Here is a 12,296-nt window from a genome sequence, read left to right on the forward strand (position 1 = left end):
CAAACAGGCTTATCATGGAATGACCGCCAGGGAGGCAACACACATGCCGCAACTGATCTTCTTCTCCCTCATCGCCTTCGTGGCCTACTACGGCTATCGGGCCTTCGTACGCGAGGCCGAGCGGGTGACCCAGCGGGCCGAACGTGCCCGCAGGGAAGCAGCAACAGGGAGCATGGGGACGCTCGTCAAGGACCCGGAGACGGGCGAATACCGGCTGGCGAAAGACTGAGACGACCTTCATGCCGACAAGTCTGGAGCGCGCCGCACCGGCGAAGGTCAACCTGGCGCTCCATGTCACCGGGCGCCGTGCCGACGGTTATCACCTCCTGGAAAGCCTTGTCGTCTTCACTCGCCATGGCGACCGGCTGCGCGCCGCGCCGGCGGAACGCGACACCTTCTCCCTTACCGGACCTTACGGTGCGCAGGTACCGCGCGACGCGGACAACCTCGTGCTGCGCGCCCGCGACCTTTTGCGCCGGCATTTCGGGGTGGAGAAACCGGTGGCGCTGACGCTGGAGAAGAACCTGCCGGTCGCTTCAGGCATCGGCGGCGGATCGAGCGATGCGGCCGCCGCGCTTCATTTGCTTTCACGCCACTGGCGCCTTGAGGCCGGGCAGCGCGATCTCGCAAAGATCGCCCTGGCGCTCGGTGCCGACGTGCCCATGTGCCTGGCGGCCCGGCCGCTTCTGGCGCGCAGCATCGGCGAAGCGCTGGAGCCGGTCCGTCGCCTGCCGGCGTTACCCCTCCTCCTCGTCAATCCCGGGCGGATGCTCGCGACGCCGCGTGTCTTCGCCGCGCTCGAAAGGCGCGATAACGCCCCTCTCCCGCCCTTTCAGGGCGGCGAGGTGTCCGACGTCGTGCACTGGCTCGGCTCGGTGCGCAACGATCTGGAGGCGCCGGCGCTGGGGCTTGTGCCGGAGACCGGCATTGCGCTGAAGGAACTCCGTTCGGAAGGCGCGCTGATCGCCCGCGTGTCCGGCTCAGGCGCCACCTGCTTTGGTATCTTTAAGACGGAGGGAGAAGCACAGGCGGCCGAAAAGGTTATTGCCGGCCGCCGCCCCGAGTGGTTCGTTCAGGCGACGATAACCACGCCTTCCGCGGAGGCAATCCACAATGGCTGACCGTAGCTTCATCCCGGTACGCTTCGCCGTGCTCACGGTCTCCGACAGCCGCACGCTCGAGGACGACAAATCCGGCGACACGCTGGCCGAGCGCATCGAGGCTGCCGGCCATCAGCTCATCGATCGCGCCATCGCCCCCGACGAGACAAAGCGTATCAGCGACATCGTCGGCGCCTGGTGCGTCGACAGCGAGATCGATGCCGTAATCACCACCGGCGGCACGGGCTTCACCGGCCGCGACGTGACGCCGGAGGCGCTGGAGCCGCTGTTCGACAAGCGCATGGACGGCTTCTCGCACCTCTTTCACCGCATCTCCTTCGACAAGATCGGCACCTCCACCATCCAGTCGCGCGCTACCGCGGGCCTTGTCGACCAGACCTTTGTCTTCGTGTTGCCCGGATCGCCCGGCGCTTGCCGCGACGCCTGGGACCATATCCTGAAAGACCAATTCGACTACCGGCACAAGCCCTGCAACTTCGTCGAGATCATGCCACGCCTCGACGAGCACCTGCGGCGCGGTGGCGGGTAGGCGCCGCTGTCCGCATTGAGCCGTCGTCCCTGAAAGCCGTAGGCTTGTCCGGGACCCACTCCGTCACTCCTCCACGTTTCGGAATGGATTCCGGACAACTCGCTTCGGTTTCCGGGATGATGCCGCTGCTATGCTTACCCACAACGCCCGCAAAAAGTTCTTGCTTTGTTCTCATTCCTAAAATAGGAATAGATTCATCGACGAATCGCGGAGGTGCAGAGCCATGGATCAGATTGCGCGAGCAGATCTTGCCGCCTCGGAAGGTGGTGGCGCTGCGATGGCCAATGCGATGATCGAAGAGGCGGGCCTGCGCATCGGCGAAGACCGCCGCCGCGGGCGCGCCGCCGGCATCAACCCGACAGGCCGCTTCGAACCGCTCACGCGGCACGTCTTCGACGACGGGTGGGAGACGCTGGAGGATCTGCCGCCCTTCAAGACGGAAGTGCAGGTGGAAAAGCCGCGCACCATCATCACGCGCAACACATCGCCCGACATCTCCTTCGACCGCTCCATCAATCCCTATCGCGGCTGCGAGCACGGCTGCGTCTACTGCTTCGCGCGGCCGACACACAGCTACATGGGCATGTCACCGGGGCTCGACTTCGAATCGCGGCTGTTCGCCAAGCCGGATGCGGCGCGGCTTCTGGAAAGGGAGCTTTCCAAGCCCGGTTACGAGCCGCGCACCATCGCCATCGGCACCAACACCGATCCCTACCAGCCGGTCGAGAAGAAGTGGCGCATCATGCGCGAGATCCTCGAGGTGCTGGAGGCGCACGGGCATCCGGTTGGCATCGTCACGAAATCGGCGCTGGTCACGCGCGACATCGATATCCTGTCGCGCATGGCCGAAAGGGGGCTTGCCAAGGTGGCGCTGTCGGTGACGACGCTCGACCGCAAGCTCGCGCGCACCATGGAGCCGAGGGCGGCCACGCCGTCGCGCCGGCTGGAGGCGCTGCGCAGCTTGAGCGATGCCGGCATTCCCGTCTCGGTGATGATCGGCCCGGTGATCCCCGGCATGAACGACAGCGAGATGGAGCGTATCCTGGAATCTGCCTATGCCGCAGGTGCGCGCGAGGCCGGCTACATCATCCTGCGCCTGCCGCTGGAGGTGAGCCCGATCTTCAAAGACTGGCTGCTGCGCCACTATCCGGATCGCTACCGCCACGTCATGTCGCTCATCCGTTCCATGCGCGGCGGCAAGGACTACGATGCCGAGTGGGGCAAGCGCATGAAGGGAACAGGGCCTTATGCCTGGCAGATCGGCCGCCGCTTCGAGATCGCGGCTAAACGCATCGGCCTCAACATCCAGCGGCGCAAACTGCGCACGGATCTGTTCAAACCGCTCAACGGCCAGGGAGAACAACTCGTGCTTCTTTGAGTTTGGCTTCGGACAGACCTTAACGCTCATGCTTTCCAGTCTTCCCGTCGCGAGCCCGTCCCCCGGCCCGACGGCGCCTTCCCGGTTTTTCTCCGCCCCCTGACCGGGAAAGGCTTGCGGAGAATCGGAAGCGATGCGAGCATCGCCGACAATGGCTCCTTCGCATTCCGATTCTCCGCTTCTTTTCGACCTGCCGGTGCGCCCAGACTTCGTGCTGGAAAAGGGCATCATGCGTGATGGCCATGCGCCCGTGGCGGGCCTCGACGAGGCCGGACGCGGGCCGCTGGCCGGTCCCGTGGTGGCGGCAGCGGTGGTGCTCGACCCCGAGCGTATTCCGAATGGTCTAGACGATTCGAAGCGACTTTCGCCAGAAGCCCGCGAGAGCCTGTTCCTAGACATTTTCGAGGCAGCGCTTTGCGTTTCCGTCGCCTCGCTGTGCGCCAGCTCCATCGACGGATCGAACATTCTCAAGGCGAGCCTGGAGGCCATGCGCCGGGCGCTGGACGGCCTCACCCTACGCCCGGCCTATGCGCTTGCCGACGGGCGCGACGTGCCGCCGGGCCTTGCCTGCCCCTGCCGCGCCGTCGTCAAGGGCGATCAGCGCTCGCAGTCCATCGCCGCCGCATCCATCGTCGCCAAGGTCGTCCGCGACCGCATGATGGTGCGCACCGGGGCGCTGGTGCCGCACTATGGCTTCGACAGCCACGTCGGCTACGCCACGACGCGCCACCGCTCGGCGATCGCCGAGCACGGCCCCATCGCGCGTCTTCACCGCATGAGCTTCTCGCCCTTCAAGCCGGTCGAGGTCTGAACCGTCTCAGAGAGGCGACACGCCGAAGAGCACCCAGTGCAGCCCGCTGACGAAGACGACGTAGACAAGCAATCCGCCGACCACCGCGATCACGTCGTTCCTCAATGAAGGTGCCCTGGAAGAAGCACCCCCCTGCGGCCGCCGCGTCACCGAAGCCCAATCGGCAGCAGCCCAAAGGGCAACGCCTCCGAAAAGGAACAGGTCGGCCAGTGTGCCATTGGAGAGAAGATGTGCCGCACCCCAGAGGATGGTGGCGATGAGCATGGGATGGCCGATGGCGGCCTTGATGTGCCCGGGAGCATAAGCCGCGATGAGAAGCGGAAAGACCGGCAGCATCAAGAGCAGCGTTACGTGCCGCAGCGCCAGAGGCGGCGCGTAGAGAACGGTCGGATCCTGCCGCGCCAGCCCGTATCCCCAGACGATCAGCACGAAGCCGATGATCGAGGCGATGGCATAGGGCAACATCCAGGCGCCCTTGCCGTGGGCCGCCGTGACGCTCTCCCGCAGATGCGGAGCGGCCATGCGAAGCGAGTGTGTTCCCAGGAACAGCAGAAGACCGAGGATGAGGACCAGCATGCGACTTCCTCCGCTTCCCGCTCCGCCCTATCCCCAGTCGCGACATGGGCGGCTTCAAGCGGTTCACTTGCACCACTTACTAATGTTAGATACTCTAACTAACGTTATTAGCAATTTCGTGTCAACACACCGATGATCAAACAAGCCGTCACCGCTAAGCAGTCGATGAGCCGGAGAGAAAAACTCCGCGAGGCCACGCTGGTGGAAATCCGGACAACAGCGCGCAAACTGCTCGTCACCAAGGGGAGCACCGCTGTCACCATCAACGCCGTCGCCCGAAAGATGGGGATGAGCGGTCCGGCACTTTACCGCTATTACGCCAGCCAAGCCCAACTGATCGAGGCGCTCAGGGCGGACTTCTATCGCGAGCTGATTGCCAAGATGCGCCACGCCGGCGAGAGCCGTGCTGGCACGGCCGGCTGCCGGCTCCTGGCCATCTGCCGCGCCCTGCGCGGCTGGGCGGTTGCGCATCCGGCCGAGTTTCGCTGGCTTTTCGCCAGCCCCGCGCCCCCACTGGAAGAGCGGCGGTGCGATCCATCGACAAGCGGGTCGGGCCAGGCCTTCGGCCTTGTGTTCCTGGAACAGGTGGTGGAGATCTGGCAGACGCGACGCTTTCCCATCCCCAGCCTCGAAGACATGGACCCCTCGATCGCCGGCCAGCTTCGCGCCTATTCGGAGAAAATCGGCGGGAGCCTGCCCCCCGAGGCGGCCTATATCTTCCTTTCCTGCTGGATGCGGCTCTACGGCCTTCTATGCATGGAGGTGCTGGGCCAGATTAGCTTCGCCTACAGCGATCTGGAGCCGGTCTTCGAGGAGTGCCTGCAGGAGTTGTGCCGGTTGCTGGATATTCCCTACGAAGCGCGGGCTTGAGAGGTGGGGGCCGGTGGCCCCACACCAACACGTCCCTCATCAACAAACAAAAATGCCGCCGGAGACCGGCGGCATTCGGTGATCCCGGAGGACGCACAGCCCTCAATTCAGCTTCGACTTCACTTCCTTCAGCGAATTGTCGAACAGCGCCCCGCTCACTTTGCCGTCTACCTTCTCGGCCAGGATGCTGCTGGCCGCGGCAACGGCCACATCGACGGCACGAGCGCGCACCTCGTTCACGGCGTCCTGCTCGGCCTGGGCGATCTTCTGCTCGGCCAGCGCGGTGCGACGGGTGACGTACTCTTCCGTCTTCGTCTTCGCCTCGGCGACGATGATCTTCGCCTCGCGCTTGGCGGCAGCGACCATCTCCTCCGCCTCCCGCTCGGCTTCCTTGCGCTTGCGCTGATACTCGGCCAGAAGCTGCTGAGCTTCCTCGCGCAGGGCACGTGCCTCGTCGAGTTCATTCTTGATGCGCTCGGCCCGCTTGTCGAGCGCGCCGTTCAGCATCGCCGGCACCTTCAGATAGGCGAGAATGGCGAGGAAGATGATGAGGGCGATCAGAGCCCAGAATGTCGCGTCCATGGCCTTCTCCTACTGCCGTGCAGCCTTGACGGCGGCGGCAAGCGCCTTCTTGTCGACCTCGCCGCCGACAAGCTCGCCGACGATGGCGCCAGCGGTCTCCTCGGCGATAACGCCGACATCGGCAAGGGCCGTGGCCTTGATGTCGGCGATGCGGCCCTCGGCGTCTTTCAGCTTGGCATCGAGCGCTTCTTCCACCTTGCGGCGCTCGGCCTCCGCCTCGGCCTTGGCACTATCGCGCGCTTCCTGGGCGATGCCGCCGGCCTTCCTGCGGGCCTCGGCCAGTTCCTGCTCGTAGGCCGCCACCGCCGCGTCCGCCTCGTCCTTCATGCGCGCGGCCTCGTCGAGGTCCTGGGCGATGCGGTCGCGCCGCACTTCCAGGATACCGGCGATGCGCGGCAGTGCCACCCGCTTCAAGAACAGGTAGAACAGGCCGAAGGTGATCGCCAGCCAGAGAAGCTGCGAGGGATAGGTCTCGGTTTGAAACGGCGGAAAGCCCCCGCCGCCGTGGCCAGAGTCCTCCACGGTATGGGCTTCGTCCAGTGCAGGCGGTGTTTCCTGCGCGAATCCCGGTGTCACAAACATACGCTTCCCCTGTTCACATCGGCCGGCCACGCATCCCGTGGCCGGCGTTGCCAGCGATGCCGCGCTCTTAGGTAAAGAGCAGGAGGAGTGCGACGAGCAGCGAGAAGATGCCGAGAGCCTCGGTCACGGCAAAGCCGAAGATGAGGCGGCCGAACTGGCCGTCAGCCGCCGACGGGTTGCGCAGGGCGCCCGCCAGATAGTTACCGAAAATGTGACCGAGGCCGATGCCGGCGCCGCCCATGCCGAGGCAGGCGATGCCCGCGCCGATTGCCTTCGCTGCTTCTACTTCCATCTTGCAACTCCTTGTGGATCGTAGCTTTTTTTCAAACTGCCTGGATTATGGCGGAGAAGCCCGCCGATGAGGCTTCCTAGTGACCGGGGTGCAGTGCGTCGTTGAGGTACATGCAGGTCAGGACCGCAAAGACATATGCCTGCAGGAATGCCACCAGAAACTCGAGACCGGTCAAGGCCACCGTCATGGCGAGCGGCAGCACGGCGCCTGCAGCACCCGCCACGCCGAACGCCCCAAGCGAGGTGACGAAACCGGCAAAGACCTTGAGCGTGATGTGGCCGGCCAGCATGTTGGCGAACAGGCGCACGGACAGGCTGACAGGCCGGGAAAGGAAGGAGACCACCTCGATCGCCACCACGAGCGGCATCAGCACGCCGGGCACACCGTCGGGCACAAACAGCTTCAGGAAGCCGAGCCCGTGCTTCCAGAAGCCGTAGACCAGCACCGTGCCGATGACGAGGATGGCAAGCGCGAAGGTGACGATGACGTGGCTGGTGACGGTGAAGAAATAAGGGAACATGCCCAGAAGGTTGGCCACCAGAACGAACATGAACAGCGAGAAGACGAAGGGGAAGAACCGCATCCCATGGCTGCCTGCCGCATCGCGCAGCATAGAGGCGATGAACTCGTAGGCCATCTCGGAAATGGACTGCAGCCGACCGGGGACCAGGCCGCGGCTCGACGTCGTCAGGAAAAGAAAAGCGCCGGCGCCGGCCACCGTGGCGACCATGAAGGCGGAGGCGTTGGTGAAGGAAAAGTCCAGCCCGCCGATTTCGATCGGAATCCATTTCGAGATCTGAAACTGGTGGATCGGGTCTGTGGCCACTGGGAGCCCCTCGCTTTCACGCAGCGGCCAAGCGCCGCTTTCCTTCCTTAAAGATCGTCGTCGCCCTTCTTCGGCGCCTTCGATCCAAACTCGGCAATCAGCCCCGCGGAACGCAGGACATTGAGAATGCCCGCCCCGAAACCCAGGAGCAGGAAAATGATCAACCCCCAAGGCGACGTGCCGGCCATCCGGTCGATGAACCAGCCCAGCGCCACACCGACCACGACGCCGGCGATGAACTCGCTGGAGAGTTTCAGCGCATTCGCGAAATCGCTCTTACCGCCCCTCTCCGCGCCCTCGCCGCCGCTCGGCCTTTCCCGCCGCCTGGCTGCCAGCGCCGCCTCAAGGTCACGCCGGCGTCCGTCCAGATCGCCCGGCTTTCCTCGATTGGCCACCGCAACCTCCGCACCGGCTACCGGTCAGCTTCCGTCGCCTCAAAGTCGCGCGCAACATAGAGAGCGGCCCGGCGCCAGTCAAGCCGCGCGACCCCGACTCCAACAGACCATTTTCTACAGCAGTAACAATGTGTTAGCCAGGTGCGACAAAGCGCCTTCGGCGGTGCACACTCTTCGCCCAGCGGAATCGGGCGCTTTTGCGCGTCAAGCCCGGCCCACGCGTGTGCTCAGTTCCAGCCGCCGCCATAGGTGCGGTAGAAGATATGCTGGCCGATCTTCTTCATGCGTTCCATGGCCGAGGCCCAGCGCGGGCGCACATAGGTGGCGTGGTAGTGGGTGGAGGAGCCGACCTCCTCCAGCCAGATCTTGCCGGCGGTGACGGCCATCGCCACCTGGCCGGCGGTCTCGAAATGGCCAGGGCTCTTCACCCGATCGCGGATGCCATCGCAAGCGAAGGAGAACTGGCAGCGGTTGCGCCACTTCTCGTTCTGGTAGACGACGCCGCAGATGGAATCCGGATAGGCGGGATTGCGGACGCGGTTGAGGATGACCTGGGCAACCGCCGCCTGCCCCTCCACCGGCTCGCCGCGCGCCTCGAAGTAGATGCCGGCGGCAAGGCACTGCTGCTCGCGCTCGGAAAAGACGGCGGCGGGAAGCGGCTGGCGTGCCCACGGATGGTCGCTCGGCGGCACCGGCGGGACGAAGCGCCCGTCGTTCTCGTCGCGCAGGATGCTGGCAAACGGAGAAGCCTTCGCATAGTCGGGCTCGGGCGGTGCATAGGCGGTGGCCAGGATGTCGGCCTTGTCGTTGTTCACGAGGCTGGCGATCATGGACGGCAGCGCGGGCCCGGCCGGCTCGTCGTGCTTCAGGTGAAAGGCGGAGGCGATCTGCACTTCCTGGCCTTCTATCTCCGGCTTTACGAAAGCCATCAAGGTATCGCCCGCCTGCGGGGGCGCCATAAGCACGGCGCTCTTTTCCTGAAAAATGGAGCCGGCGTTGAAGAGCCTGGGCGGGGCCATAGGCAGGGTCTTGACCACACGCCCTTCCTTGTCGGCACGGTTGATACGCTCCTCATCCGGCGTGGCCGCCGCCTTGCCCTTGGTGCGAAAGGCGACCTCGCCGATGCCCGGCGCGGCAACCCCGGAGCCGGAGATCGCGCCGAGCTTGGCATCGGCGCTGGCAAACGGCATCTCCGCCTGGTGTACGGAACCGGCCACTGAACGTTCGATGACGGCGGCCCAGCGGTTAGCGCCTTCCTGATTGGCGATCAGGCTCGTCATATCCTGGTAGGCGGCAACGGTCGGAAAGCCGATCCACATGCCGAAGCCCACCAGCAAAGGAGAAAGAAGAGAACGATTCCGGCCGAAAAACCGACGCAGCCACTCTACACCCGAAGCAAGCACCCGACCCCTCACTGAAACGCACGCAACGCCACCTGACGGGCAAGCTAATTCATTAACCTTGACCACCCGTTAACGACCGAAACGAAATTGTATCCACCCCCTCGCCGCAGGCAGAAGAACCGCCACGGAGCGCAGCGGCGGCGGAACCTGTGGAGCGAACACGCCGAATCGTGGCTGCGCCCACGACAACTTGATGCGACGGCCGCATCATATGCGGTATGCTGGCGCCGGCGGCGGAAACGGGAGGAGAAAGACGATGGATGCCAGCACGCTGCGCGCCCTTCAGGCGCCGATCAAGGAACGCTACAAGTCCGACCCGCAGGCCGCCCGCATAACGCTTTGCGCCAGCGGCACGCTCGACGAGCAGAATGTCGCCTGCAAGGTGGAGACCGGACGGGCGCTCGCCGTTGCCGGCCTGCACCCGGCGACCGGCGGAACGGGCCTCGAGCTCTGCTCCGGCGACATGCTGCTGGAGGCGCTAGTGGCGTGCGCGGGCGTGACCATGAAGGCTGTGGCGACGGCACTGGAAATCCCGCTCCACGCTGCCGCCGTATCGGCGGAAGGCGATCTGGACTTCCGCGGCACATTGGGTGTCGCCAAGGATGCGCCCGTGGGCTTTGCGCAGATCCGCCTCAGCTTCGACGTCGAGACCGACGCGCCGCAGGAGAAGCTCGATCAGCTCCTCAAGCTCACCGAGCGCTACTGCGTGGTCTACCAGACCATCCGCAGCGGGCCGCCGGTCGAGGTGAGACTGCAGCGCTCGGGCAAGGCCGGCGCTTAATCCCGCCGACGCTTGGCGCGCCCCGCATAGGGGTTGTCCGATGTGCGCAGGGCGATGCGGATGGGCACGCCGAAGATGTCAAAGGTCTCGCGCAGGCCGTTCACGAGGTAGCGCACATAGGCTTGCGGCATGGCTTCCGGGCGCGAGCAGGACAGCGCGAAGCCCGGCGGCCGCGTCTTGATCTGCGACATATACTTCACCTTCAGCCGGCGCCCGGCCACGGCGGGCGGCGGATGCCGCGCGGTCGCCGCTTCCAGCCAGCGGTTGAGCGGGCCGGTGGGTACACGCCGGTTCCACACCGCGTGGGTGGCAAGTGCGGCCTCCATCATCTTATCAAGGCCGCGGCCGGTCTCCGCGGACACGGGTACCGCCCTCAGTCCACGCGCCTGCGGCAACAGGCGTTCCGTCTTCTCGCGCAGCTCGGCCAAAGTCTGCTCGCGGTCCTCGATCAGATCCCATTTGTTGAAGACGACGACGGGGGCGCGGCCCTCGCGGATGACGAGATCGGCGATCTGCAGGTCCTGCTTGTCGAAGGGCATGGTCGCGTCGAAGACGATGATCACCACCTCGGCAAAGCGGATGGCGCGCAGCGTCTCGGCCACGGACAGCTTTTCAAGCTTGGCCTGCACGCGCGCCTTGCGCCGCATGCCGGCAGTATCGAACAGCTTTATGCCGCGTCCGCGCCAACGCCATTCGACGGAGATGGAATCGCGCGTGATTCCCGCCTCCGGTCCGGTCAGCATGCGCTCCTCGCCGATCAGCGCGTTGATCAGCGTCGACTTACCGGCATTGGGCCTGCCGATCACGGCGACGCGAACCGGCTTGTCCGGGTCGTAGGCCGGCTCTTCCGCATCCGCGTCGATGTCGTCGCCCACCAGCGCCTCGTCGGCAGGCACTTCCATCTCCGCCTCCTCAGCCATCTTGCCGGCCACGGCGGCAATGGCGTCGCGCAGCTCCGCCATGCCGTTCCCGTGCTCGGAAGAGACGGCGATGGGCTCACCGAGCCCCAGGTTCCACGCGTCCAACACGCCGGCTTCGGCACTGCGCACATCCGTCTTGTTGGCAACCAGCACGACCGGCTTGCCCTTGCGGCGCACGATCTCGGCGAAGGTCTGGTCGTCAGGCAGCACCCCGGCCTTTGCATCGATCATGAAGATGATGAGATCTGCCTCGTCGATGGCAATCTCCGTCTGCGTGCGCATGCGCGCTTCCAGCGTGGGAGCGGCGGCATCCTCCAACCCGGCCGTGTCGATGACGTCGAAACGCAGATTCTGCAGGCGCGCCGGATGCACGCGCCGATCCCGCGTCACGCCGGGCGTGTCGTCGACGAGCGCTATCCTGCGTCCCACCAGCCTGTTGAAAAGGGTCGACTTGCCGACATTCGGCCGGCCGACAATGGCGACCTTGAATGCCATGGCTAGCCGGGCTCGCCGGAGCCGGCGATCAGTTCGGACATCATCTCCGCCCGCTGGCGCGCGCCGGCCGGAGCCTGCGGGTCGTCGATGATCTGCCCGAACAGGGCAAGCGCGTTTTCCCGGTCGCCTTCATTCCAGGCGGCAAGGGCAAGGGTCTCGCGGGCGGTGTGGCGCATGGCATTACCCTCGGCTGTCAAAGGCTCGACGCGGGTGGCGACATCGGTATAGCTGCCATGGTCGACAAGCAGGAGCGCGGCGCGCAGGCGCGCCATGTCGCGGATGGCAGAAGGCACCGAGTTGTCGCCGGCGACAGCATCATACTTGGCGACCGCCTCTTCAGCTTTGCCGCCGTCGGCAAGGGTCGCCGCCGCGCGCAGGCGCGCCAGCACCGGATATGAGCCATAGCCGGAGGTCTCCAGTTCCTCCAGGGCGGCGAGCGCCTCATCCGTGTTGCCCTCGTCGGCCAGTTCCAGAGCGCGGGCGAAGGCGTCGCCCGCCTGGTTGGCGCGCGACGTCGACCAGTATTCGTAGCCCACATAGGCGGCCGTCGCGAGAATAACGAGGGCCGCGGCGGCAATGGCCATGGTCCCATAGCGTCGCCACAGTGCCTTGAGCTGGTCCTGGCGAAGCTCTTCGTTGACCTCGCGGATGAAACTGTCGTCTGACATGAAAACCCTGTTCACGGCCGGGCGGCGCCCGGATTACTTTTCTGCCCGCGTTTTAGCGGAAATTCGC

General features: G+C 65.3%; 16 protein-coding genes. 7 read left to right on the plus strand and 9 right to left on the minus strand.

What is annotated here, in order from left to right; genetic code table 11:
* Positions 1-43: 43 nt before the first annotated feature.
* The 5 genes from GPJ75_RS15295 to GPJ75_RS15315 all read left to right on the plus strand — a co-directional run bounded on the left by GPJ75_RS15295 (position 44) and on the right by GPJ75_RS15315 (position 3,839).
* Positions 44-229, plus strand: coding sequence for a hypothetical protein (locus GPJ75_RS15295; protein WP_159587318.1), 186 nt, complete (start codon positions 44-46; stop codon positions 227-229).
* A 10-nt stretch (positions 230-239) separates the two neighbouring features.
* The gene (locus GPJ75_RS15300; protein WP_163269181.1) at positions 240-1,121 is read left to right on the plus strand and encodes a 4-(cytidine 5'-diphospho)-2-C-methyl-D-erythritol kinase; all 882 of its coding nucleotides are present in this window, start codon (positions 240-242) and stop codon (positions 1,119-1,121) included.
* Positions 1,114-1,650 (plus strand): molybdenum cofactor biosynthesis protein B, encoded by a 537-nt coding sequence (moaB, locus tag GPJ75_RS15305; RefSeq protein ID WP_163269182.1) that lies wholly within the window; start codon positions 1,114-1,116, stop codon positions 1,648-1,650. Before GPJ75_RS15300 ends, moaB begins: the two co-directional genes overlap by 8 nt.
* A gap of 223 nt (positions 1,651-1,873) precedes the next feature.
* Positions 1,874-3,028 carry a PA0069 family radical SAM protein gene (locus GPJ75_RS15310; protein WP_163269183.1) on the plus strand — a complete coding sequence of 385 codons (1,155 nt, stop codon included), beginning with the start codon at positions 1,874-1,876 and terminating at the stop codon, positions 3,026-3,028.
* 151 nt (positions 3,029-3,179) lie between these two features.
* On the plus strand, positions 3,180-3,839 hold the full coding sequence (locus GPJ75_RS15315) for a ribonuclease HII (RefSeq protein WP_163269184.1): 660 nt from the start codon (positions 3,180-3,182) through the stop codon (positions 3,837-3,839).
* Between the two features lie 6 nt (positions 3,840-3,845).
* Here the strand turns inward: GPJ75_RS15315 and GPJ75_RS15320 are convergent, their stop codons facing one another.
* Positions 3,846-4,415, minus strand: a complete 570-nt coding sequence (locus tag GPJ75_RS15320; RefSeq protein WP_163269185.1) for an NnrU family protein — start codon at positions 4,413-4,415, stop codon at positions 3,846-3,848.
* 165 nt (positions 4,416-4,580) lie between these two features.
* Here GPJ75_RS15320 and GPJ75_RS15325 point away from each other — a divergent pair, with 165 nt between their 5' ends.
* The gene (locus tag GPJ75_RS15325) at positions 4,581-5,285 is read left to right on the plus strand and encodes a TetR/AcrR family transcriptional regulator (RefSeq protein ID WP_246249073.1); all 705 of its coding nucleotides are present in this window, start codon (positions 4,581-4,583) and stop codon (positions 5,283-5,285) included.
* A 102-nt stretch (positions 5,286-5,387) separates the two neighbouring features.
* On the opposite strand, the gene GPJ75_RS15330 is transcribed toward GPJ75_RS15325, so the two are convergent.
* The 6 genes from GPJ75_RS15330 to GPJ75_RS15355 form a co-directional block, all read right to left on the minus strand.
* Entirely contained in the window at positions 5,388-5,867 is a 480-nt protein-coding gene (locus tag GPJ75_RS15330; RefSeq protein WP_163269187.1) for a F0F1 ATP synthase subunit B, read from the minus strand.
* A gap of 9 nt (positions 5,868-5,876) precedes the next feature.
* The gene (locus GPJ75_RS15335) at positions 5,877-6,449 is read right to left on the minus strand and encodes a F0F1 ATP synthase subunit B (RefSeq protein WP_163269188.1); all 573 of its coding nucleotides are present in this window, start codon (positions 6,447-6,449) and stop codon (positions 5,877-5,879) included.
* Between the two features lie 67 nt (positions 6,450-6,516).
* Positions 6,517-6,741, minus strand: a complete 225-nt coding sequence (locus GPJ75_RS15340; protein ID WP_008595464.1) for a F0F1 ATP synthase subunit C — start codon at positions 6,739-6,741, stop codon at positions 6,517-6,519.
* Between the two features lie 76 nt (positions 6,742-6,817).
* Entirely contained in the window at positions 6,818-7,567 is a 750-nt protein-coding gene (locus tag GPJ75_RS15345; RefSeq protein ID WP_163269189.1) for a F0F1 ATP synthase subunit A, read from the minus strand.
* Between the two features lie 47 nt (positions 7,568-7,614).
* Positions 7,615-7,962 (minus strand): AtpZ/AtpI family protein, encoded by a 348-nt coding sequence (locus tag GPJ75_RS15350; protein WP_163269190.1) that lies wholly within the window; start codon positions 7,960-7,962, stop codon positions 7,615-7,617.
* A 227-nt stretch (positions 7,963-8,189) separates the two neighbouring features.
* On the minus strand, positions 8,190-9,281 hold the full coding sequence (locus GPJ75_RS15355) for a cell wall hydrolase (RefSeq protein WP_163269191.1): 1,092 nt from the start codon (positions 9,279-9,281) through the stop codon (positions 8,190-8,192).
* A 340-nt stretch (positions 9,282-9,621) separates the two neighbouring features.
* On the opposite strand from GPJ75_RS15355, the gene GPJ75_RS15360 reads away from it, so the two are divergent.
* A complete protein-coding gene (locus tag GPJ75_RS15360; protein ID WP_163269192.1) occupies positions 9,622-10,146 on the plus strand; it encodes an OsmC family protein in 525 nt (174 codons plus the stop codon).
* On the opposite strand, the gene der is transcribed toward GPJ75_RS15360, so the two are convergent.
* Together der and GPJ75_RS15370 are read right to left on the minus strand one after the other, a co-directional pair.
* On the minus strand, positions 10,143-11,561 hold the full coding sequence (gene der / locus GPJ75_RS15365) for a ribosome biogenesis GTPase Der (protein ID WP_163269193.1): 1,419 nt from the start codon (positions 11,559-11,561) through the stop codon (positions 10,143-10,145). The two genes, GPJ75_RS15360 and der, sit on opposite strands and share 4 nt — an antisense overlap.
* 2 nt (positions 11,562-11,563) lie before the next feature.
* The gene (locus tag GPJ75_RS15370; protein ID WP_163269194.1) at positions 11,564-12,229 is read right to left on the minus strand and encodes a tetratricopeptide repeat protein; all 666 of its coding nucleotides are present in this window, start codon (positions 12,227-12,229) and stop codon (positions 11,564-11,566) included.
* Between the last annotated feature and the right edge of the window lie 67 nt (positions 12,230-12,296).

Source organism: Chelativorans alearensis (assembly GCF_010993735.1).
GTDB classification, from domain to species: Bacteria; Pseudomonadota; Alphaproteobacteria; order Rhizobiales; family Rhizobiaceae; genus Chelativorans; species Chelativorans alearense.

What these genes read in the sequence shown, in the direction of transcription:
- GPJ75_RS15330 (WP_163269187.1), bottom strand. Translation starts at nt 5,867, where the DNA reads ATGGACGCGACATTCTGGGCTCTGATCGCCCTCATCATCTTCCTCGCC.
- der (WP_163269193.1), bottom strand. Translation starts at nt 11,561, where the DNA reads ATGGCATTCAAGGTCGCCATTGTCGGCCGGCCGAATGTCGGCAAGTCG.
- GPJ75_RS15355 (WP_163269191.1), bottom strand. Translation starts at nt 9,281, where the DNA reads ATGTGGATCGGCTTTCCGACCGTTGCCGCCTACCAGGATATGACGAGC.
- GPJ75_RS15310 (WP_163269183.1), top strand. Translation starts at nt 1,874, where the DNA reads ATGGATCAGATTGCGCGAGCAGATCTTGCCGCCTCGGAAGGTGGTGGC.
- GPJ75_RS15300 (WP_163269181.1), top strand. Translation starts at nt 240, where the DNA reads ATGCCGACAAGTCTGGAGCGCGCCGCACCGGCGAAGGTCAACCTGGCG.
- GPJ75_RS15360 (WP_163269192.1), top strand. Translation starts at nt 9,622, where the DNA reads ATGGATGCCAGCACGCTGCGCGCCCTTCAGGCGCCGATCAAGGAACGC.
- GPJ75_RS15320 (WP_163269185.1), bottom strand. Translation starts at nt 4,415, where the DNA reads ATGCTGGTCCTCATCCTCGGTCTTCTGCTGTTCCTGGGAACACACTCG.
- GPJ75_RS15315 (WP_163269184.1), top strand. Translation starts at nt 3,180, where the DNA reads ATGGCTCCTTCGCATTCCGATTCTCCGCTTCTTTTCGACCTGCCGGTG.
- moaB (WP_163269182.1), top strand. Translation starts at nt 1,114, where the DNA reads ATGGCTGACCGTAGCTTCATCCCGGTACGCTTCGCCGTGCTCACGGTC.
- GPJ75_RS15370 (WP_163269194.1), bottom strand. Translation starts at nt 12,229, where the DNA reads ATGTCAGACGACAGTTTCATCCGCGAGGTCAACGAAGAGCTTCGCCAG.
- GPJ75_RS15340 (WP_008595464.1), bottom strand. Translation starts at nt 6,741, where the DNA reads ATGGAAGTAGAAGCAGCGAAGGCAATCGGCGCGGGCATCGCCTGCCTC.
- GPJ75_RS15335 (WP_163269188.1), bottom strand. Translation starts at nt 6,449, where the DNA reads ATGTTTGTGACACCGGGATTCGCGCAGGAAACACCGCCTGCACTGGAC.
- GPJ75_RS15295 (WP_159587318.1), top strand. Translation starts at nt 44, where the DNA reads ATGCCGCAACTGATCTTCTTCTCCCTCATCGCCTTCGTGGCCTACTAC.
- GPJ75_RS15325 (WP_246249073.1), top strand. Translation starts at nt 4,581, where the DNA reads ATGAGCCGGAGAGAAAAACTCCGCGAGGCCACGCTGGTGGAAATCCGG.